Here is a 19,827-nt window from a genome sequence, read left to right as displayed (position 1 = left end):
CCTCCTCGATGAACCGGAGACCCGCGGACGCCGCCTCGCCTGCCGATCCCTCGCCCGAGCCTGCGATTCGTCATGCCCGGAGAGCAGCGCCGAGGGGCCCGCGCGGGCTGGAGTGCTAGGCCGGGCGGCTGAGCACGAGGAGGGCGATGTCGTCCTCCCGGGTTTCCGCATCCTCGATGAGAGCACTGATGCGGGTGACGACGTTGGAGGCGCCGGCGGACAGGGAGACGATGTAGGCGATGTGGCGGAGAGAGTCGACCGTGCCGTCGTAGAGGTCGAGGATGCCGTCGCTGCAACTGATCAGCACGTCCCCGGGGAGCATGCGGAGTCGGGCGACCGTCCACGGCGTGTCCGAGGCGATGCCGACGGGCATGTCATGAGAAGTGATCCGCTCCCATGATCCGTCTGCGTGGACGTGCAGCGTGAGGCCGTGGCCGGCGTCGATGTAGCTGACGATCCCCGTGCTCCCGTTCAAGCGCCCGTGGAACATGGTGGCGAAGGACGCGGTCTCTGCGAGATCGGAGGACAGCGTCTCCGAGGCGCGGTCCAGGGCGACGGAGAGGTCGGTGTGATTGCGAGCGCTGCGCACGACGGCCCGGACGGTCGCGGCGATGATCCCCGCTCCGACGCCCTTCCCCATCACGTCGCCCAGGGTGAACGCGGTGTCCCTGCCTGCGTCGTACCAGTCGAAGAAATCGCCGCCGATGGTCGTCGCCGGCAGGCACACTCCTGCGAACTCGTATCCGGCCGCACCCGCGCCGCTCTTGGGCAGCAGTGCTCGTTGAACCGCGGACGCCCCCTCGAGCTCTGCCACTGCGCGCTGCTCCCGCTGGCGCAGAGAGCTGATGTGGTTGCGAGCGAGGCGTGCCAGGCCGTGCACGACGGCCGCAGCGATGGCGAAGGCACTGGCGGCGAAGACACTGCGCCCGAGCTCCGCGTGCAGATTCTCCGTTCTCGCTCCCAGCGCGAAAGGCACGAGGAACGTCACCGATACACCGCAGAACGCAGCAAGAGGGGCGAGACGACGCATCGATGACGCCACCCAGATGACCGGCAGGATGGCCAACGAAGCGAAGATCGACTGCCCTTCGCCTGTGGCGAAGCGGAAGACGCCCGCGATGAGGAAATCGAGCGCCGGCACGAGCAGGACCAGACGCCCCGTCGGATCCAGCCGCGGAAGGACCGCTGCGAACGCCGTGACCGACGCCATCAGAGCGATCGCGCCGACCAGCGCGGACGCGTTCGTGACCTCGGCGAAGTCCAGCACCACCGTCATCACGAGGGACAGGACGAACAGCGTCACCACCGGCAGCTGCTTCACGAAGGGCGTGTTCTCCTCGAAGGAGAGCGCAGCGAGAGCTGCTCTCTCGGACGCCCGACGCGTGCCGACCTGCGCCGGAGCGCTCATCCGCTCACCTGATCGAGGCGGTCCTGATGCCGTCCTCGGGCCGAAGTCCCGAGCTGACCGCTGTCACGACGGGTCGCCCTGCGTCCGACGAGCGCTCGGCGGAGGAAGGAACCGGGACTCCTGAGACGCCTCAGGTCCCTGTGCTCGCAGTGTGTCATCACGCACTCTCTTCCTCGAGCGTCGCGCCGGGAGGATGACCCCGAGAGCGAGTGAACGGTTCGATCATCCATCCCCGGTCAGATGTCTAGCACCGCTCACTGCCGAGCCGGCCTGATTGCCCCCGTAACGGGAGCCACGCGACACGGCGGGCCGCCGGATCCGTCGGCGCAGGCGCGCCCGGCACCGACGGCGGAGGCGCCGTCCGCGGTCTCTTGACACCGTCGTGGAGCGCTCATCATCATTCAGGGACGACCGGCGGCGGCGGGCCACCGGCACCTCGAGGGAAGCGGCGCACCGATGCCCACCATGATCTTCGTCAACCTGGCCGTCAGCGATCTCGCCCGGTCCCGGGCGTTCTACGAGTCGCTCGGGTACTCCATCAACGAGGGGTTCAGCGACGAGAACGCCGTCAGCGTCGTGATCAGCGACTCGATCGTCGCGATGCTGCTCACGCGGGAGTTCTTCGCAGAGTTCACGAGCAAGCCGATCATCGACGCCACCACCTCGACCGAGGTGCAGCTCGCGCTCAGCGCCGAGAGCAGGGAGGAGGTCGACTCGCTCCACGCGAAGGCCCTCGCCGCGGGCGCCGCTCCGGCCGGCGAGCAGGACCACGGCTTCATGTACTCGAAGAGCTTCGACGACCTCGACGGCCACCACTGGGACTTCGTCTGGATGGACCCGGAGGCGGCCGCCGGCGGCGCTCCGGAGGTCAGCCTCGACGAGATCCGGCAGAACACGACGCACAGCTGAGCCGACGCGACGGCGGTGCGGAGAGATCCGCCGTCGGATGAACGCTCGCGCCTGCCGGTCAGTACCCCCCTGCGAGTCGCCGATCTCCGGCGACCGAAGCGTCAAGGAGTACACCATGAGCAGGACTTTCTCCGTAGGTATCGCCGCCGTCGCCGTGGCGGGCGTGCTGGCCGTGGCGCCCGTCGTCGCAGGTGCGAGCAGTGCCGCTCCCGCCGCAGCCAGCAACGAGTCGCGCAGCGCCTCGGTCAGCGCCGCCGACAGGGGTCTGGTCGACGCCGCCCGCTCGGTGGCGCGCACGCTGCGCGTCGTCGGTCTCGCCGACGGCGGCACCGAACTCGTGCAGTTCAACCCCACCAAGCCCGGCACGGTCACCGGCCGGGTCGCCGTCAGCGGGCTGACCGGCGGCGACACCGCTCTCGTCGGCATCGACTACCGCGTTCAGGACGGCAGCCTCTACGGAGTCGGGAACTCCGCGGCGAGCGCCGGCGTCTACTCCCTCGACGCGAAGACCGGAGTGGCCACCCCGGTCACCCGGCTCACCGTCGCGCTCAGCGGCACCAGCTTCGGCGTCGACTTCAACCCCGCCGCCAACGCGCTCCGCGTCATCAGCGACACCGGCCAGAACCTCCGTCAGCCGTTCGCCACCCCGGGCGCCGCCACGGTGTCCGACGGCGCGCTGAGCTACGCCGCGCCGGCCGTGGCCACCGGCGTGAACGGGGCCGCGTACACGAACAACGATCTCGACCCGGCGACGGCCACCACTCTCTTCGTGCTCGACACCGCCCTCGACCAGATCGCGATCCAGTCGCCGGCCAACGCGGGCTCGCTGGCGCCGACCGGGAAGCTCGGTGTCGACGCCGCCGGCGTCACCGGCTTCGACGTGTACTCCGTGCTCCGCGGCGGCAGCTCCGTCGCCTCGATCGGCCTCGCCGCCGTCAACGGGTCGCTCTACGAGGTCGGCCTGCTGAACGGCACCGCCACCTCGCTCGGCACTCTCGGAACGGACGTCACCGACATCGCGATCCCGCTCGTCCAGCGCTGACGCGCCGGACCAGCCACCGCCGACCGGCGCTCCTCCGGGAGTGCCGGTCGGCGTTCGCGTCTGCGCGGGAGAGCTGCCCGTCGCGCGCGGGCACTCAGACACGTCGCGAGATGGCAAGGGTCGGTGCCGGGAGCCCGTCGCGGCGCGGGTCCTGTCGATAATGAGGAGGAGGGGGTGGTCGCGGTGAGCGCAGTGGACGGGTCGGGTGACGACTTCCTGGACTTCTCCCCCGCTGCTCGCGGAGTGCCCGCCGACGTCACCCCGCTCTTCGTGTGCTCGACGTCGGACCACGACGGCGGCGGGAGCGTCGCCATCACCGCCGACGCCGTCTACCTGGGCGAGGAGAGCGGGATCCTCCGCATCGACGCGGGCGACATCCGCAGCTGGTCCTCCGCCGCCCGCGGCAGGATGTTCGCGCTGACCGTCGAGAGCGACGTGGCGCACCGCACGCACCTGTTCTCGCAGTTCCGCACGGCGACCGTCCTCGCGATGACGAGGACGATCGGCCCCGAGGGCGTCCTGCTCCGCGCGGCGTGAGCGTCGCGGGGTCCCCACGTGTCCCCGCAGCGAAGCCGCCGCGGGCGTTCTCAGGTCGAGGCGCCGCATCCGTGGGATCCTTGCCCGTGATGAACGAGGACGCCGACCGCTTCGTGCGCTCCGAGATCGCCGGAAGCGACTTCGACGAGGCCCTCTCACTCCTGCAGGGCGAGTACAACGGCGGCGGATTCACCGCCGGGCGGACCGGCGAGGACTTCTCCTACCGCTACACCTCCGTCGGAGACGACGAGCTGACCCTCCGCGGCAACCTCTTCCGCGGCTCGATCCGCGGGACGATCCGCACCGAGGGCGAGTACATCGTCTCCTGGATCACCGCCGGCTCCGGAGCGCTGGACCTCACCGGCGACGCCGTGCGGCTGGACCACGGCCGACCGGCGATGTTCGTCACCGGCCGACCGGCCGAGTTCGACTTCGCCGACCACCGGCAGAACCTGATGCACTTCGACGGCGAGTTCCTCGAGAGGGTCGCCGCCGAGCACGAGGGCTCCGCGGGACCGCTGCTCTTCGACACCCGATCGCACCCCACCGGCGAGGCCCTGCAGCGCTGGGCCGGCACCGTCGCGACCGTCGCCCGCGTGATCCAGGACCCGGACAGCCCCGCCCTCCTGCGCAGCGAGGCCAACCGCTCTGCCGCGATCGCCCTGCTCGACACCTTCCCCCACATCGGCCTCGCCGTGTCGACGCCGCTCGCGCTGCCCACGAGCGACCGGCTCCGCACGGCGATCGAGTACCTGCACGCCCACGCCCACCTCCCCGTGCGGATGGAGGACGTCGCCGCCGCCGCCGGCCTCAGCGTGCGGGTGCTCCAGAGCACGTTCCGTCGCGAGCTCGACGTCACTCCGCTCGACCACCTCCGCCGCATCCGCCTCGATCGCGTGCACACCGAGCTGCGCGCCGGCGAGGCCGGAACGGTCACCGTGGCCGAGGTGGCGCACCGGTGGGGCTTCGCGCACCTCGGACGCTTCTCGGCCTCGTACGAGCGGCGCTTCGGCGAGTACCCGAAGAGCACGCTCGGCTCCGACTGACCGCCGCGGAGCGATCCGCACTGCGAGGCGGGTCCTCCACTCGCCGGGCGGCGCACCGCAGCGACCGAGCACGGTCGGGAGTCGGGGTGCCGTCGTCCGCTCGTGCGGTCGCGGGCACCCCGACGGGCGCTCAGACCCGGGCGGTGCGCCGACGGGCGATCAGGAGTGCGCCGCCTGCGGCGAGCAGCACACCGGCACCGAGCAGCGGTGCGGAGGTGCCGGCTCCCGTCTCGGCGAGGCGCGCTCCGGTCGCGGCCGCGGTCGGGCGGGCCGACGGGGAAGCGGCCGCCGGCGCGGGCGGCACGGCGAAGTAGCCGGGGGCGCCGTCGACGAAGTGGACGTAGAAGGCGTGCTCGAGGTCGGCCTCGCCCTCGGCGCGGGCGATGTACTCGGCGAAGACGAAGTACGAGCCCGGGGACACGGCCAGCGGGATGTCGCCTCCGTCGGCGAACTCGGCGAGGTCGTACCAGCGCGAGGTCGGAGGCGTGTAGTCGCCGTCGGTGTCGAGGACCGCGGTCGCCACCACGCGGATCTCGCCCGAGACGACGCAGTCGCGGATCGTCAGGGGCTCGAGGTGCACGACGAGGCCGCCGGGCGCGACGGCGGTCGTCCCGACCGGCTCGGTGGTGGTGGCGCTGGGAACGCCTCCGAGGTCCTCGAAGCAGGTGTCGTCGACGGGCGCCGGGGCGGCGGTCGGAGTCGGCTCCGCCGGTGCGGTGGCGGTCGGCGTCGCGACGGGTGCGGCGGTGGGCATCGGGGTCGCGGTCGCGGTTCCCGTCGGAGTCGGAGTCGCGGTCGGAGTCGCAGACGATGTCGGTGCCGCAGTCGGGGTCGCAGTCGCAGTCGCAGTCGCAGTGGGCGTCGCGCTCGGGGTCGTCGAGGCGCTCGCCGACGGCGCGACGATCAGCACCCCTCCGAGAGCGAGGCTGGAGGCCGCCAGGACGGTGAGGAGGGAGCGCGCCGAGCGGGCGCGGGAAGAGGGAGCAGGCACGGTGGTGTCCTTCATCGAGAGGTGGGTCGTCGGTCGAGACGCACCATCGTCTCCCCCGGGCGTTCCTCTCGATTTCTAGCAGTCCGCCGACAGCGCCGACAGCGGGCCGGGACCGTGGAGCGTCTCCTTCTCATAACGGTCCGTCGTCGCGTCCGACCGGGCGTCCCCGCGCGGTCTCAGCGCGGCGCGGCGGAGGCGAGACGGGAGCGCAGCCGCAGGATCGCGTCGCGCAGCCGCGTCTTCACGGTGCCGAGCGGCAGCTCCAGGGCGCGGGCGATCTCGGAGTGGCTGCAGCCCTGGACGTAGGCGAGCACGAGCACCTCGCGCTGGACGCGGGGCAGCGCCCGGACCGCGGCGGCGACGGGCGCGAAGACGAACCGGACGTCCCCCTGCTCGGCTGTCGCGTCCCGCTCCGGCCGGTAGTCGAGAGTCGCGAAGGCGTGATCCCGCTCCCGCGACGACCGGGTGGCGCGCACGCGGTCGATCGCCCGGCGACGCGCCATCGTCGAGATCAGGCCCGCCCGATCGGGGTCGAGGCGGCGGGCGTTCTGCCAGACCTCGAGGAACACCTCCTGCGCCACCTCCTCCGCCTGGGCGCGGTCGCGCAGGACGGAGTGCGTGATCCGGAGGACCTGCGCGACGGTGAGAGCGTAGAACCGCTCGAACGCGGCGGTGTCGCCGTCGGCGATGCGAGGGATCAGGTCGCGGATCGCGGTGGCGTCAGTGACGCTCACCGCCGACCTCGTCGTCGAGGGGGCACCCGCTCAGCATGTCAGGGCGCCTCGCTCGACGGCGCCGTTCCGGCCGTCGCGGACCGGTCAGATGTCACCCCCTTCCAGGGGGTGCTACCGGTGGCGGCGCGTGCGCGTATCGGACGCGTGGACCGCCGTGGTCCTCCGACGACCGCTCCTTCTGGCATGGTGCGTCGTCCCCCTCGACGAGGACACTGGGTCTCCGCCCCTCGACCCGCGGAACGGACCGTCATGCTCACCGGACTCAGCGCCTTCCCTCTCACACCTCTCGAGGACGACGCGGTCGACGAGCGGGCGTTCGCCGCTCTCGTCGAGCGCCTGGTCCGAGCGGGGGTCGACTCGATCACCGCTCTGGGCTCGACCGGCTCCTACCTCTACCTCGACCGCGAGGAGCGCCGCCGCGTCGCCGCGTCCGCCGTCGCGCACGCCGGAGCGGTCCCCGTCGTGGTCGGGATCGGCGCGCTGCGGACATCGCAGGTGCTCGCCCTCGCCGAGGACGCGCAGAACGCGGGCGCGAGCGCGCTGCTGCTGGCTCCGGTCACCTACCAGCCGTTGACGGACGACGAGGTGTTCGGCCTGTTCGAGGACGTCGCCGGGCACGTCTCCGTCCCGCTGGTGGTCTACGACAATCCCCGCACGACGCACGTCGTCTTCAGCGACGACCTCTACTCGGCCGTCGCTCGACTCCCTCACGTCGCCTCCCTGAAGATCCCCGGCGTCCCCGCGGGTCGTGAGGCCGCGGGTCGACGGGTGAGGACGATCCGCGAGCGCGTGGGCGCCGGGGTGACCCTCGGAGTGTCCGGCGATCCCTCCGCCGCTCTCGGGCTGAGCAGCGGCTGCGACGCCTGGTACTCGGTCCTCGGCGGAACACTCCCGTCGCCCGCGCTGACGATCACCCGCGCGGTGCAGGCGGGCGATGACGCTGCCGCGGCGGCGGAGTCGGAGCGGCTGCAGCCGTTGTGGGACCTGTTCGCGGAGCACGGCGGCAGCTACCGGGTCATCGCCGCGATCGCCGAGCACCTGGGACTCGTCGCGGTGGACAGCCTGCCTCGCCCGGTCCGCGGTCTCGACGCCACCGGCCGGGTGCGGGTCGCGGAGCTGGTGACGACGCTGGGACTCGACGGGCGGGGCGAGTGACGGCTGCCGTGCACCGGATCGGGCCGGTCCCGCCGCACCTGCCCGATCCCGGGAGGTGAGGGCCGGCCCGAGGGGACAGCAGAGGGGGTGCGCCTCGCGGCGCACCCCCTCCTCGGATCAGCTCAGTCGCGTCAGTTGGCGACGCGCAGCGTGATAGCGGCGCTCGTGGTGACGTTGCCGGCCCTGTCCTGCGCCTTCGCGGTCACGGAGTAGGAGCCGTTGGGGTACGCGGACGAGCTCGCCGAGAGCGTCCACGAGCCGTCGGCCTGCTTCACTCCGTTGCCGAGCTTCGTGCCGCTCGCGTAGAACGCGACGGCGGTCACTCCGACGTCGTCACTGGCTGCGGCGACGAGGCGGATCGTCCCGGTGACGGTCGTCCCCGAGGCGGGGGACGTGATCCGGACGGTCGGCTTCACCGTGTCCACCGGCGCGGTGGTCGCGGTCGCCGTGGGCCGCGGGGTCGCGGTCGCGGTGGCCGTGGGCTTCGGAGTCGCGGTCGGCGAGGGGGTCGCGGTCGCCGTCGGCTTCGGAGTCGCGGTCGGCGAGGGCGCGGGCACGGAGCCGACGGGGATGGTGCTGATCGCGTAGCCGAAGTACTTGCCGGCGGTGGGACGGGTCGGGTCGCCCTGGAAGGAGCGGCCGCGTTCCGTCGCGGCCTTGGCCTGCGCGATGACCTGGCTGCGGACCTGCGCGGGCGCCTTGCCGACGCAGGATCCTCCGGAGCTGAGGCAGTCGAGGACGACGCCGCTGACGGCCGCGGCCGACATGCTGGTGCCGGACTGGACGTAGGCGTAGCCGCCGCCGAGCTTGGTGGTGTACGGGCACATGCCGGGCGCCGCGATGGTGTGCGCCTGGTCGGCCGCCGTCGCGTAGTTGCTGTTGATGGCGACCGTGTCGTCCTTGGTGGTCACGTTCGCACACGGCACGGCGGCCAGGGAGCCCGGCTTGCCGTCGTAGTTCGCCATGTTCGTCGCGGTCAGGACCTCGTCGTAGGCCGCGGGGACGGCGCCGGCGAGGCTCTTCGGGGTCGACGCGTTGCCCGCCGAGCTCACGATCGTGACGCCCTTGCCGACGACCTCGCACACCATCTGGTGCATGACGTCGTTGTTCGTCCGCCCGCAGTTGTTGTCGTCGGCGCCGACGGCGGCCAGCGACATGTTCACGACCTTGATGTTGCGGGACGCGGCGTTCTTCGAGACCCAGTCGAGCGCGCAGACGATGTTCTCGGCGGTGCCCTTGTTGTTCGCGTCGAGGACGCGGATCGAGTAGATCGGAGCGCCCGGGGCGACGCCCACGGTGCCGATCCCGTCGTCGTAGGCGGCCATGTAGCCGGAGACGGCCGTGCCGTGCCCGTTCGAGTCGGAGGCGGTGCCCGACCCGAAGCAGTTGACCTGCTCCTTGAGGTTGTAGTCCGCGTTCGGGTTCACACCCGAGTCGATCACGGCCACGGCGGGTCCGGAGTAGTTCGTGACTCCGTCGCCGGCCCTGACCGGGGCCTTGTCCGCCTCGGCGGTCAGCACGTGCGACGGCAGGACCTGCGCCTGGCCCTCGACGACCACATCGGCGGGCGCGACGGCCACCACCCGGGGGTCGGCCTCGAGGACGGCCTGCTGGCGGGCGGTGAGCGTCGCGGTGAAGCCGGCGGTGCCGCCCTCGTAGGTGACGAGGTCGCTGACACCGAGCGCGGCGACGACCTCCTGCGACACGGCACGCGAGTCGACGGTCACGAGGTAGCGACCGGCGTCACCGGCCTGGGCGGGCGCGGCGCCGGCGAGAGCGAGCCCCGCGCCGACGGCGAGAGCCGTCGTCAGGACGCCCAGGCGGCGGAGGAAGGCGCGCGCGGGCGGCGCGCTCGAGGACGAAGAGGACAAGGGTTCCATCGATTCTGTCGGCTCGGTGGCCGACCGGTCGGTGCTGCGGCTCTGGCCCGCGCGCCGAAGGGCGTCGGCGTCGCGGGACGGGACTCGGTCAGGGTCGAGTAGCGACGGGACGACAGCGGCGAGGAGCACCGCTTCTGCACCGACCCCACGGCGCCGCCCTCGATCAAGACCGGGATGCTGACAATTTACCGAAGAAGGACGACTGGCGGATAGAGCAGTACTGTCCCCTCTAGCGCTGACACGGCCCAGGGCGCGCTCAGGCTCCCGCCCCTGCCTCGAGCGGTCGGGCGTTCGGCGACCCCCGTTCAGCCGCGCGCTGCGCGGTAGGAGGGGCCGCGCAGCACGCGGGTCCATGCGTACGTCGTGTCGCCGGGCGGCGCGAAGAGAAGGGGGTCCGAGCGCAGGACCGGGTCGACGGGATCCTGCGGCGCACGGCCCAGCACGACGTCGGCCACCGGCCGCCAGGCACCGCGGGGGCCCGCCTGCAGGAGCCGCAGGCGCCACGACTCCGACTCGAGCACCCGGGCCGCCTCGACGAGGTCGGCGGGGAGCTCCGGAGCAGAGGAGGCCTTTAGGGCGAGCAGGACAGGCCCGTGCTCGCCGCGGAACGGCATCAGCGTCGAGAGGAACGCGCCGGAGGCCCTGCGTCGCGGGCGCAGGACGAAGCGGCCGAAGGGGCAGCGCCCGGTCGAGGAGAACAGGAGGTGGACCTGCCGGCCCGTGGCGTCGCCGTCGTGCAGCTGCAGAGCGATTCCGAGCACATCGGGGAGGAGTGCCGGCAGACCCGCGCCGCGGGACAGCCGCGCCCGCACCTGCAGCGGCTCGGTCACGCCGTCCAGCCAGGCCAGTCCGGACGCCGCCCGGGGATCGAGCGGCCGGAGGGTGCCCGTCAGCCGCACTCCCCGCGGATGCAGCGGCCGACGGCGCACTCGGCGCACGAGCCCCACGGCGGCGCCGAGCGCGACACCGGCGGCGTGCACTGCTGCAGCCTGCAGCCTCTCCCTCATCCCGACTCCGCTCCCCGTCTCTCTCGACCTGTCCGTCACAGGCAGCCTCCCCGGCCGACCGCCGGCCGCGCGAGGGGTTGCCGAGCGGCAGCGGAGGAGGTCCACCGCCCGTCGCGCCCGACATGAGAGCGCGTTCACGAAGGAACGGCATTCGTCAAGGGGCACGGGCCCCCTGCCGCGCAGCGGGCATCCGTCGGATGATCGACACATGTCCCGAACGACGACTCCGCACGCTGGTCAGCACGCCTGGTTCATCCGGTACGTGAGCACTCGCGAGGGCTGGGTCGCGGAGACGATCCGCGGGGACGTCGAGGAGCGGACCGCGACCGGATGGGTCCTGCGGGTCGGCTCCGAGCTGCGCGAGCTGCCCGAGAGCGAGTGGTCCGCCTACCGCCCGTGAGCGCGTCCGCGCCGCGGCACCGCCGCGCGGTGGTGGCCGGCACCACCGAGGCGTGCCGCCACCGAGGCGGACGCCGTCAGCGGGCGAGCGTCTCGCTGGGGTATTCCCCGAAGCGGGCGGCGTAGGCGGAGGAGAAGCGGCCGAGGTGGCCGAACCCCCAGCCGCGGGCGATGTCGGCGACGGTCGCGCGCACCGGATCGGCGAGGCGCAGGTCCGTGCGGACGCGGTCGAGCCGCTCGTCGCGGAGGTACTGCAGCGGCGTCGTGCCGAGCAGGCGCTGGAAGGCGACCTGGGTGCCGCGGACGCTGAGGTGCGCGGCACCGGCGATCTCGATCGGCCCGATCGGGAGGTGGGTGTTCTCGTGCACGAACTCGACCGCCGAGCGGACCCTCGCGTTGCGTGGCGCCAGCAGGACCGTCGGCGGTGCGGTCGACGTGGTCGCGGTCGAGGTGCACGAGCCGCTGGTCGTAGTCGGTGAAGGAGAACACGAACGGCCGGTAGGCGGGAGCGAGCATCGGAACCCCGCGCTCCATCGCGACGGCATCGCGCTCGAGGTCCATGACCGCGCCGCCCCCGACGAGCCACTGCACGACGTAGTCGCCCGTTCCCGGATTGCCGCCCAGGGTCGTCCCCCGCATCTGCGAGGTGCGGAGCGTCATCGCCGCGTCACCCAGAGCGGCGTAGCGGAAGGAGAAGGGCTCGGCGGTCGGCGTGACGCTCCAGCCGGTGCCCGAGTAGAAGCCGCCGAGGATCTCGGAGGCCCAGTCGACGTCGCTCCCATCTCCTCTTACGGATCCCCTCCCACTCCGATCGACATCGACGACCGCGCTCTCGCGCATCTGCAGGTGGTGATCATCGGCAGGCTGCGCCGGAGCGAGGGATTCCTGCTCAGCCTCCCCGCCGACGTCTCCACCGGGTCGGGCCGCAAGGCCCTCTGGATCCACGCCGCGCTCCCGATCCAGTTCTCCTACGCAGGGTCCCGGATGCCGACGATCAATGCCGCATGGATCGAGATCCTCACCCGGGCGGCGAACAGCGGCCAGGGCCTCGTGCCGCTCGCCGAACCGGAACCGGGATCGGCGCAACCCGCTCGAGCGGCATGACCACGCTCGCGCCCGAGAGGCCCTGCGGCCTCGCCGGGGCGCTCGACTCCGGAGATCCCCGGTGCACCGTCATGCTGCTGCGCGACGCCCTGCGCACCCCCGGCGCCGTCCATCCCGGGCTCGCCGCCCACATCCTCCAGCAGCTCGGCGATGCCGACTGCGGGCAGGACGCGTGCCGACCCGAGCCCGACACCACCGCCGCGATCCCGGCTCTCTAGAGCCGCCTCGCCCGGAAAGGAGCCCGTCATGGGCCGCTTGTCCTACGATTCGACGCTGGAAGCCGACTTCGACGACCGCACCCTCGCCCGCCTCCAGATCGTGATCGGCTCGAAACTCGGCCGCAGCGAGTCGTTCTCCCTCAGCGGGAAGGACTCCTCGGCGATCGGAGACGGCCGGACGTCGATCTGGCTGCACCCCGCGACGCCGTTGCGCTTCAAGTACTTCGGCAGCCGCACACCGTCCGTCGATCCCGAATGGGTCCGCCAGCTGCTCGCCGACTCCTACCGCTCGACCGGACTGCGCATCCTCCCCGAACCGGAGTGATCGGAGCGGCGGCCGTCGCCGTGGCGCTCGCGATCGCGCGGGGACCTTCGTACCGGGAGCTGACGCGGCCTCGAGGCACTCCCCGCTCCACCTCCACCGCCCGGCGCCCCGCTCAGGCGGGGTCGGGCGGCTCGGGGATCACCCGCAGACCCGCGGGCGAGTTCGAGAGCCGGACGAGCTCCTCGATCCACGCGCGGTTCAGACGCGGTTCACGGCCGCCGAAGTAGTCGAACTGCAGAGGGATCGCGGGATGGATCCAGATCGAGCTGTGGCCGGCGCCCGTCTCCCTCGTGTACTCCCACGAGAACATGAAGCTCTCACCGCGGCGCACCTTCGAGATGATCACGGCCTTCACGTGCGCGAGCACGCGATCATCGAAATCGACCGAGATCGAGGGCGTGCCGTAGATGAAGGTGCCCATGACTACTGCCCCAGTCCGTGCTCGATGTCGTGCATGACCGAGTTGATGTCCTCGGCGGTGCGGGCGGCGTCATCGGTGGTCTCGACGGTCCCGGTGATCCCGACCTGCGGCATCGTGGGGAGAGGGAACCGATCGGCCTCGGCCTCCGCGCTCACTCCCCCGACGTCCGCGACATCGAACTGACTCGCCGGGCTGAGGAGGAGGGTGTGCACGGAGGTCTCGCCGTTCTCCTCCAGCACGGTGATGTCGACAGTGGTGCTGTTCTCGGCGTCGGCGACGGTGGTGGTGTAGGTCAGGAGCGCAGCCGTGATGGCGTTGCTCGTGACGATCGACCCCCCGCTGTAAGTGATTCTCTTCATTGCCGGACCGTAGCGGCAATGCCGCCCCCGGAACGGGAACGGACCGGTTCAGGCTCGGACCGGCCGATCATGGCGCTCAGCGCCCGCACCTGCTACGCGAGGCGGGCGGATTCCTCTCTCGCGAGGTGACGCCCGTCTCTCCGGTACCGCCGGCCGCCACCACCGGTAGAGCGACAGCAACCTTCTTCGGTTCCTCCGCCCTCAGGCCGGAGGTTCTCGAGCAACTCACACTGTGAGCCACCGCTGCGATCGTCACGTCCCCTTGTGCATCCCACCTGATGAGAGACGATCATGGCCCACCACGACACGAGCGGCAGCACCACCGCCCACACGTCGTCACCACCGACGACGACACCGCGAAGTCCCTGATCGGGACGGAGCGCGGAGGTCGCGACTCGAACATCTCCTGGGCTCGGTCATCGCCGGCGTCATCATGTTCCTCGCCGTCACGCTGGTCACCGCCGGCATCGGCCTCGGCGGATCGGGGATCGGCGCCGGCATCTGGAGCATCATCGCTCTCGCTCTCGCGCTGGTCGAGGGAGGCTTCGTCGCCGGCGCGCTCGCGCTCCGCAGTGGGCTGCTGCACGGTTTCCTGACCTGGGCCACCTCGCTCGTCGTCGCTCTCGCTCTCGCGGTCGGACTCGGTGCCTGAGAGCACGACCGGCAGCGATCCCGACGAGTCCTCGTCCGGGGCCGCCGCCACCTCCCGCCTCGGCGACCACTGCGCCGGTCCGCGGTCTGCGCGATCGCCGCGAACGGTCGGAGGCCGCAATCCCCTGCGGTATCGGACGGTGACCGCTACAACGGGAGGATGCAACGCATCTTCTACGCCGGCGACTCGGTCCTCACGGGCACCGAGATCGCACGAGCCGTCCTCGCCTACGCCCAGGCACTCGCCGGTCAGCAGGCCTCGGCGACGGTGGACATCCCCGTCCTGCTGGCGACGGGAGAGACGGGTGCGGCCTCCATCCTCATCGGGCCCGCCAGCCAGCTCTTCTCCGAGACGCCGGAGGAGGAGACGGCCCAGGAGCTCACGGACGATGCACTCGTCCAGCACCTCGCCGAGCTCACCCGCTCCCTCGGGGTCTCCCAGCCCATCGTCGAGACCGCCGCCGACATCGCCGAGCAGCACCACGACGACATCGATCTCGACTTCGACACTCCCCCTCGCACCGGAGCAGCGGACTGAGGTCCCCGCCGAACGGGCATCGGCGTGGAGCGCTCGTACGGCGCTGCCGTCCGCCCAGAGCTCGGCCGGACGGGGGCGTCTTCCTCGGAGCGTGACGCCCAGTGCACTAGCCCGGGCACCCGGCGCCCCCCTAGGTTGGGGGAACCCGCTTCGCACCCCACCGAATACCACGGAGGAACGACATGGCCCCGACACGCACTCTCGGACGGGCCGCGCTCGCGCTGGTCTCGGTCGTCGCTCTCGGAGCGGCCGGTGCCGCGCCGGCCTCCGGTCTCGAGAGTCCGATTCCGGGCCTCCCGAAGCCGAGCGGACTCTCGCCCGAGCAGATCCGCGACTACCTGGGAGGCCCGGTCGTCTCGCCCGCGACCTCGGTCGGCTACGGCGGAGCGGTCTCGTCGGTCGATGCGCTCGCGAGCCGGGTGGGGCTCGAGGTGCTGAAGGCCGGCGGCAACGCCGCGGACGCCGCAGTCGCGACCGCCTCCGCTCTCGGCGTGACCGAGCCCTACAGTGCCGGCATCGGCGGCGGCGGGTACTTCGTCTACTTCGACGCGGCCACCGGCGCGGTGAGCACGATCGACGGTCGCGAGACCGCGCCGGCGGGCATCACTCCGGACGCCTTCCTCGACCCGGCGACGCGCGCCCCGTACCGCTTCTCCCCCGAGCTCGTCTCGTCGGGCGTCTCGGTCGGAGTCCCCGGCACGGTCGCCACCTGGGACACCGCGGTCGACCGCTTCGGCAGCCTGCCGCTCCCCGCCGTGCTGGCGCCGTCCATCGCGCTGGCCGCGAAGGGCTTCCCGGTCGACGAGACCTTCCGGAACCAGACGCTCGACAACCTCGAGCGGTTCCAGGAGTTCCCCGACACGGCCGAGCTGTTCCTCCCCGGCGGTGACGCTCCGCGCGTGGGCAGCACCTTCCGCAACCCGGATCTCGCGAGGACGTTGGCCGGGATCGCGCTGCACGGTCCGAGCGCGTTCTACGAGGGTCCGCTGGCCGCCGAGATCGCCGACACGGTGCAGAACCCCCGCGTCGCCGAGGGCTCCGCGCTCCCCGCTCCGGCCGGCTCGCTCACCGAGGCCGACCTCGCCGCCTACTCGGTGCTCGAGCAGGCGCCCACCCGCGTGTCGTACCGCGGGCTCGACGTCTACGGCATGGCGCCGTCCTCCTCCGGAGGCATCGCCGTGGGCGAGGCGCTCAACATCCTCGAGAACCACGACCTGGGCGCCGAGGACACGGGCAGCGCCCTGCACCTCTACCTCGAGGCGTCGGCGCGCGCCTTCGCCGACCGCGGCGCGTACGTCGGCGACCCGGCCTTCACCGACGTCCCGACCGGCACCCTGCTCAGTCAGGACTTCGCCGACTCGCGCGACTGCACGATCGACCCGACGACGGCCTCGGTGCGCCCCGTCGCTCCCGGCGCTCTCGACGGGTCCGGATGCGGCACCGCCGCCGCAGCGCAGGAGAGCGACACCGAGAACATCTCGACCACGCACCTCTCCGTCGTCGACAAGTGGGGCAACGCCGCGTCCTACACGCTCACGATCGAGCAGACCGGCGGCTCGGGGATGACCGTGCCCGGACGCGGGTTCCTCCTCAACAACGAGCTCACCGACTTCTCCACGGTGTACGTCGCGACCGACCCCAACCGCATCGAGCCCGGCAAGCGCCCGCGGTCGTCGATGTCGCCGACCATCGTGCTCGACGACGGGAAGGTGACGTTCGTCGTCGGCTCGCCCGGAGGATCGACGATCATCACCACGGCGCTCCAGACGCTGGTCAACCGCATCGACCTCGGCATGACGCTGCCGGAGGCGGTGGCCGCACCCCGCGCCTCCCAGCGCAACACCGCCTCGACCACGGCCGAGCCCGAGTTCATCGAGGCGTACGCCGACGACCTCGCCCCCTTCGGGCAGCAGCTGACACCCTCGGGCGACTCCTTCACCTCGGCCGCGCAGATCGGCGCGGTGGCCGCGATCGAGGTCGACCCGTCGGGTCTCATGACGGCAGCGGCCGAGCCCGTGCGGCGCGGCGGCGGCGTCGGCCTCGTCGTCGATCCGGCGGAGTGACCACGGGCCGTGCCCTCGCGCGGGGCGACCGCGGTGCCGCGAGACCGGCGCCGCGGAGCTCCTCGCGGACTCGCGCGAGGCGTCGACGGATCGCAGGAGCGGCCGCACTGCTGGCCGGTCTCGCCCTCGCGACGGCCGGCTGCACCGGAACGACCGCGGCCGCGTCCTGCGCGATGCCGGAGCTCGAGCTGCGGGAGTCGGCCCTGCACCCCGGCGGCATCGTCCGAGTGCACGCCGACTTCCTCCACGAGACGTGCGAGGACACCGGAGGTACGAGCCGCGCCGCCTCGGACGTCGCGGTCACCCTCACCCCGTCGGCCATGGGCGACGAGATCGTGCTGGGCCGGCCGGCGCCCGAGGGCGAGCGCTCCACCGTCAGCGGCTCCTTCGACCTCCCCTCCGATCTGCCCCTCGGTGCGGCCGTGCTCGCGGTGCGCACCGGGAGCGGTGACCGGATCGACGCCGAGCTGTCGATCGAGATCACCGAGGCTCCGGCCGGCTGAGGAGCGCCCGGGCTCCGCAGCGATCACGAGGGCCGGCGGCGGCGCGAGGCGTGGGCGGCGCGAGGCGTTCGCGGATGCCCGTCCCGCTCTTGCGCAGGCACTTGCATTTTGCAAGCATGACTCCCATGAGCCTCTTCCTCACCTGCCCGGTCGAGAGCGTCGAGCGCGCGACCGCCTTCTACACCGCCCTCGGCTGGACGTTGAACGCCGAGATGTCGGACCACAACGTGTCGTGCTTCTCGATCGCTCCGGAGCAGTACGTCATGCTCGGCAGCCGCGAGATGTACGCGGGCGTCGGCGGCACCGAGGATCTGATCGGCGGCCCCGGCACGCCCTCGAAGATCACGGTCTCGTTCGACCTGCCCAGCCGCGAGGCGGTGGACGATCTCGTCGAGCGCGCCGCGGCCGCCGGTGGGCGGGTCGGCGACACCGACGACTACCCGTTCATGTACCAGCGCCAGTTCGACGACGTCGACGGCTACCACTACTCGCCGTTCTGGATGAAGCCGGACGTCGATCCGACCGCATGAGCGACCTCGCCGCGGCTCTCGAGGCCGTCGGCGCCCGATGGGCCCTGCTCATCGTGGAGCGGCTGCTCGACGGGCCCCAGCGCTACGGCGACCTGCAGCGCGACCTCGGCGTGCCGACGAACATCCTGGCGACGCGCCTCCGCGAGCTCGAGGCGGCCGGCGTGCTGACCCGCCTGCCCCTGCGGCACAACACCCGCGCCTACGCCCTGACCGACCGCGGGCTGGCGCTGCGCGAGGCGATCACCGCGCTCGAGAAATGGGGCGCGGACGAGAACGGAGCCTCGACATGACCGCACTCCCCGCGATCGGAGCCCCCGCACTTCGAGCGCTCGCAGCCGTCGGCATCCGCACCCTCGAGGACCTCCGCGGACGGGATCTCGCTCCGCTGGCGGCGCTGCACGGAGTCGGACCGAAGGCGATGCGACTGCTCACCGAGGCGTGCCGGTCGTCGAGCGGGGACATCGTCCAGTCCTACTCCGCCCGGGCCGAGGAGTACGCCGAGCTCTTCGGCTCGATGTCCTCAGTGCACCCGTCGGACGAGCACCTCGTCTCGTCGTGGGCGCGGAGCGTGGAGGGACGCCTGCTCGACGCCGGATGCGGCCCCGGGCAGTGGACGGCCCACCTGGCCGAACGGGGCCTGGACGTCAGCGGTGTCGATCGCGTGCCGACCTTCATCGAGCTCGCTCGGCGGGCCCACCCGGAGGTGCCCTTCACCGTCGGCGACATCGACGCCCTGGAGGAGAGCGACGGCGCCCTGGGCGGGGTACTGGCCTGGTACTCGCTGATCCACCACCGCCCGAGCGCCCTCCCGCGCGCACTCGCCGAGTTCGCGCGCGTCCTCCGGCCGGGCGGCACGCTCCTCGTGGGATTCTTCACCGGTTCGGAAGTGGAGGCCTTCGACCACGCGATCACCACAGCGTACCGATGGCCGCCGGAGGCACTCGCGGACGAGCTCCGTGCTGTCGGCTTCGAGGTCCTCGAGACGCACACCCGCACAGCGGAGGCGCCTGGCCCCCGTCCCCACGGCGCGATCCTCGCGCAGCGGAGTGCCGACGGCTGACCGCAGGTCGCCACCGGAGTCCGGATCACCCCGCCTCGTCACAGCGGCCTCGCCTCGCCGAGGCGGCCACCTCTCGCGGCGCCCCGACACGTTCGAGTGCTCAGAAGTCATCGCCCTCGAGCGCGAGACTCCAGAAGTCGTCGTACTCGAGCTCGAGTACGACAACTCTCGGAGGGTCGCCGGGCGAGCGCGCGCCGGCCGCTCAGCCCTCGGCGCGGCGCAGGATCAGGTTCGTCATCACCTGGCTCATCACCGCGACGCGATCCTGGTTCAGCAGCTCGATCCGGGTGCGGACCACACCGCGATCGGGCCGGGAGGCGGAGCGACGCGCCTCGAGGACCGTGAAGCGGGCGCGCAGGACGTCGTCGGGCCGGACCGGCGCCGACCAGCGGAGCTCGTCCACGCCCGGCGAGGCGATGCTGGTCGCCTGGTTGAGGTAGGACTCGACCAGCATCCGCATCATCATCGCCGTCGTGTGCCAGCCGCTGGCCGCGAGCCCGCCGAGCGGTGTGCTCCGGGCGAGCTCCGGGTCGACGTGCATGTCGTGGGGATCGAAGCGGCGGCCGAAGTCGATGATCTCGGCGCTCGTGACCCGGTACGAGCCGTGCTCGAGGACCAGGCCCGGCACGTAGTCGTCGAGGGAGCGCTCGGCGAGCGGTCGCGCGAAGGGCGACGCGTCCTCGGGAGTCGCGGCATCCGGTTCGTAGGGCACGCCCCCACCCTAGGCGCGGGGCGCCGCTCCAGCCTCCCGGGCGCCGGCGTCGAAGCGCTCCCGCGCGCTCTCGATCCGAGGCAGATTGGCTAGCACCCACGAGCCGACCGCCCGGATCGGCTCGGCCATCTCGCGCCCCAGATCGGTGAGCACGCGGCTGCTGCCGACGCTGCTGCGCGTCGTGCCGACGAGCCTCGGTAACAGGGTGTCGGCGCTGTGAGCGGAGCGGTACGGC

General features: G+C 72.1%; 26 protein-coding genes and 1 pseudogene. 17 read left to right on the top strand and 10 right to left on the bottom strand.

Going from position 1 to position 19,827, the window contains the following annotated elements:
• Positions 1-115: 115 nt before the first annotated feature.
• Entirely contained in the window at positions 116-1,408 is a 1,293-nt protein-coding gene (locus tag IOC53_RS12420; protein WP_207406161.1) for a PP2C family protein-serine/threonine phosphatase, read from the bottom strand.
• A 456-nt stretch (positions 1,409-1,864) separates the two neighbouring features.
• Between IOC53_RS12420 and IOC53_RS12415 the strand changes: the two genes are divergently transcribed.
• The 4 genes from IOC53_RS12415 to IOC53_RS12400 all read left to right on the top strand — a co-directional run bounded on the left by IOC53_RS12415 (position 1,865) and on the right by IOC53_RS12400 (position 4,942).
• Positions 1,865-2,317 carry a VOC family protein gene (locus IOC53_RS12415; RefSeq protein ID WP_207406159.1) on the top strand — a complete coding sequence of 151 codons (453 nt, stop codon included), beginning with the start codon at positions 1,865-1,867 and terminating at the stop codon, positions 2,315-2,317.
• Positions 2,318-2,432: 115 nt separating this feature from the next.
• Positions 2,433-3,359 (top strand): DUF4394 domain-containing protein, encoded by a 927-nt coding sequence (locus IOC53_RS12410; protein ID WP_207406157.1) that lies wholly within the window; start codon positions 2,433-2,435, stop codon positions 3,357-3,359.
• A 183-nt stretch (positions 3,360-3,542) separates the two neighbouring features.
• Complete coding sequence (locus IOC53_RS12405) at positions 3,543-3,896, top strand: hypothetical protein (protein ID WP_207406155.1); 354 nt, start codon at positions 3,543-3,545, stop codon at positions 3,894-3,896.
• Between the two features lie 71 nt (positions 3,897-3,967).
• A complete protein-coding gene (locus IOC53_RS12400; protein WP_207406154.1) occupies positions 3,968-4,942 on the top strand; it encodes a helix-turn-helix transcriptional regulator in 975 nt (324 codons plus the stop codon).
• Positions 4,943-5,072: 130 nt separating this feature from the next.
• On the opposite strand, the gene IOC53_RS12395 is transcribed toward IOC53_RS12400, so the two are convergent.
• Positions 5,073-5,696 carry an LPXTG cell wall anchor domain-containing protein gene (locus tag IOC53_RS12395; protein WP_207406153.1) on the bottom strand — a complete coding sequence of 208 codons (624 nt, stop codon included), beginning with the start codon at positions 5,694-5,696 and terminating at the stop codon, positions 5,073-5,075.
• Between IOC53_RS12395 and IOC53_RS12390 the strand changes: the two genes are divergently transcribed.
• The gene (locus IOC53_RS12390) at positions 5,689-6,012 is read left to right on the top strand and encodes a hypothetical protein (protein ID WP_207406151.1); all 324 of its coding nucleotides are present in this window, start codon (positions 5,689-5,691) and stop codon (positions 6,010-6,012) included. The genes IOC53_RS12395 and IOC53_RS12390 overlap by 8 nt on opposite strands.
• 97 nt (positions 6,013-6,109) lie before the next feature.
• Here the strand turns inward: IOC53_RS12390 and IOC53_RS12385 are convergent, their stop codons facing one another.
• Positions 6,110-6,667 (bottom strand): sigma-70 family RNA polymerase sigma factor, encoded by a 558-nt coding sequence (locus IOC53_RS12385; RefSeq protein WP_207406149.1) that lies wholly within the window; start codon positions 6,665-6,667, stop codon positions 6,110-6,112.
• Between the two features lie 249 nt (positions 6,668-6,916).
• On the opposite strand from IOC53_RS12385, the gene IOC53_RS12380 reads away from it, so the two are divergent.
• The gene (locus tag IOC53_RS12380; RefSeq protein ID WP_207406147.1) at positions 6,917-7,822 is read left to right on the top strand and encodes a dihydrodipicolinate synthase family protein; all 906 of its coding nucleotides are present in this window, start codon (positions 6,917-6,919) and stop codon (positions 7,820-7,822) included.
• A 131-nt stretch (positions 7,823-7,953) separates the two neighbouring features.
• Here IOC53_RS12380 and IOC53_RS12375 read toward each other — a convergent pair whose 3' ends face one another.
• Together IOC53_RS12375 and IOC53_RS12370 are read right to left on the bottom strand one after the other, a co-directional pair.
• Complete coding sequence (locus tag IOC53_RS12375; protein ID WP_207406145.1) at positions 7,954-9,693, bottom strand: S8 family serine peptidase; 1,740 nt, start codon at positions 9,691-9,693, stop codon at positions 7,954-7,956.
• A 314-nt stretch (positions 9,694-10,007) separates the two neighbouring features.
• The gene (locus IOC53_RS12370) at positions 10,008-10,709 is read right to left on the bottom strand and encodes a hypothetical protein (protein ID WP_242683286.1); all 702 of its coding nucleotides are present in this window, start codon (positions 10,707-10,709) and stop codon (positions 10,008-10,010) included.
• 208 nt (positions 10,710-10,917) lie between these two features.
• Between IOC53_RS12370 and IOC53_RS12365 the strand changes: the two genes are divergently transcribed.
• Positions 10,918-11,109 (top strand): hypothetical protein, encoded by a 192-nt coding sequence (locus tag IOC53_RS12365; RefSeq protein ID WP_207406143.1) that lies wholly within the window; start codon positions 10,918-10,920, stop codon positions 11,107-11,109.
• 76 nt (positions 11,110-11,185) lie between these two features.
• On the opposite strand, the gene IOC53_RS19505 is transcribed toward IOC53_RS12365, so the two are convergent.
• Entirely contained in the window at positions 11,186-11,476 is a 291-nt protein-coding gene (locus tag IOC53_RS19505) for a helix-turn-helix transcriptional regulator (protein ID WP_207406141.1), read from the bottom strand.
• Between IOC53_RS19505 and IOC53_RS19500 the strand changes: the two genes are divergently transcribed.
• From IOC53_RS19500 to IOC53_RS12345, 3 genes are read left to right on the top strand one after another with little or no spacing between them, the layout of a single operon-like run.
• A complete protein-coding gene (locus IOC53_RS19500) occupies positions 11,463-12,212 on the top strand; it encodes a hypothetical protein (RefSeq protein ID WP_307786181.1) in 750 nt (249 codons plus the stop codon). The genes IOC53_RS19505 and IOC53_RS19500 overlap by 14 nt on opposite strands.
• Entirely contained in the window at positions 12,209-12,430 is a 222-nt protein-coding gene (locus tag IOC53_RS12350; protein ID WP_207406140.1) for a hypothetical protein, read from the top strand. Before IOC53_RS19500 ends, IOC53_RS12350 begins: the two co-directional genes overlap by 4 nt.
• 28 nt (positions 12,431-12,458) lie before the next feature.
• A complete protein-coding gene (locus tag IOC53_RS12345) occupies positions 12,459-12,755 on the top strand; it encodes an ATP-dependent DNA ligase (RefSeq protein ID WP_207406139.1) in 297 nt (98 codons plus the stop codon).
• Between the two features lie 112 nt (positions 12,756-12,867).
• Here IOC53_RS12345 and IOC53_RS12340 read toward each other — a convergent pair whose 3' ends face one another.
• Together IOC53_RS12340 and IOC53_RS12335 are read right to left on the bottom strand one after the other, a co-directional pair.
• Positions 12,868-13,176 (bottom strand): ATP-dependent DNA ligase, encoded by a 309-nt coding sequence (locus IOC53_RS12340; protein ID WP_207406138.1) that lies wholly within the window; start codon positions 13,174-13,176, stop codon positions 12,868-12,870.
• A gap of 2 nt (positions 13,177-13,178) precedes the next feature.
• A complete protein-coding gene (locus IOC53_RS12335) occupies positions 13,179-13,535 on the bottom strand; it encodes a hypothetical protein (protein WP_207406137.1) in 357 nt (118 codons plus the stop codon).
• 433 nt (positions 13,536-13,968) lie between these two features.
• Between IOC53_RS12335 and IOC53_RS12330 the strand changes: the two genes are divergently transcribed.
• The 7 genes from IOC53_RS12330 (at position 13,969) to IOC53_RS12300 (ending at position 18,880) form a co-directional block, all read left to right on the top strand.
• Positions 13,969-14,187 carry a hypothetical protein gene (locus IOC53_RS12330; protein ID WP_207406136.1) on the top strand — a complete coding sequence of 73 codons (219 nt, stop codon included), beginning with the start codon at positions 13,969-13,971 and terminating at the stop codon, positions 14,185-14,187.
• A gap of 159 nt (positions 14,188-14,346) precedes the next feature.
• Positions 14,347-14,724, top strand: coding sequence for a hypothetical protein (locus IOC53_RS12325; RefSeq protein ID WP_207406135.1), 378 nt, complete (start codon positions 14,347-14,349; stop codon positions 14,722-14,724).
• A 182-nt stretch (positions 14,725-14,906) separates the two neighbouring features.
• Complete coding sequence (gene ggt, locus IOC53_RS12320) at positions 14,907-16,787, top strand: gamma-glutamyltransferase (protein ID WP_207406133.1); 1,881 nt, start codon at positions 14,907-14,909, stop codon at positions 16,785-16,787.
• Positions 16,784-17,290, top strand: a complete 507-nt coding sequence (locus IOC53_RS12315; RefSeq protein WP_207406131.1) for a hypothetical protein — start codon at positions 16,784-16,786, stop codon at positions 17,288-17,290. The genes ggt and IOC53_RS12315 overlap by 4 nt, the downstream gene beginning before the upstream one ends.
• A gap of 125 nt (positions 17,291-17,415) precedes the next feature.
• Positions 17,416-17,820 carry a VOC family protein gene (locus IOC53_RS12310; protein WP_207406129.1) on the top strand — a complete coding sequence of 135 codons (405 nt, stop codon included), beginning with the start codon at positions 17,416-17,418 and terminating at the stop codon, positions 17,818-17,820.
• Positions 17,817-18,110, top strand: a complete 294-nt coding sequence (locus IOC53_RS12305; RefSeq protein ID WP_207406127.1) for a helix-turn-helix domain-containing protein — start codon at positions 17,817-17,819, stop codon at positions 18,108-18,110. Before IOC53_RS12310 ends, IOC53_RS12305 begins: the two co-directional genes overlap by 4 nt.
• Positions 18,107-18,880: a methyltransferase domain-containing protein gene (locus tag IOC53_RS12300; RefSeq protein WP_307786180.1), complete on the top strand. Its 774-nt coding sequence runs from the start codon at positions 18,107-18,109 to the stop codon at positions 18,878-18,880. Before IOC53_RS12305 ends, IOC53_RS12300 begins: the two co-directional genes overlap by 4 nt.
• A gap of 202 nt (positions 18,881-19,082) precedes the next feature.
• On the opposite strand, the gene IOC53_RS12295 is transcribed toward IOC53_RS12300, so the two are convergent.
• Together IOC53_RS12295 and IOC53_RS12290 are read right to left on the bottom strand one after the other, a co-directional pair.
• Positions 19,083-19,592, bottom strand: coding sequence for a MaoC family dehydratase (locus IOC53_RS12295; protein WP_207406125.1), 510 nt, complete (start codon positions 19,590-19,592; stop codon positions 19,083-19,085).
• 9 nt (positions 19,593-19,601) lie between these two features.
• Positions 19,602-19,827, bottom strand: a pseudogene (locus tag IOC53_RS12290) (hypothetical protein); the annotation flags it as partial.

The sequence above is a fragment of the Rathayibacter sp. SD072 genome (assembly GCF_017355185.1).
Lineage (GTDB): Bacteria > Actinomycetota > Actinomycetes > Actinomycetales > Microbacteriaceae > Rathayibacter.
The sequence above is the reverse complement of the archived record's forward strand: the minus strand, read 5'-3'. Positions and strand labels throughout refer to the sequence as shown.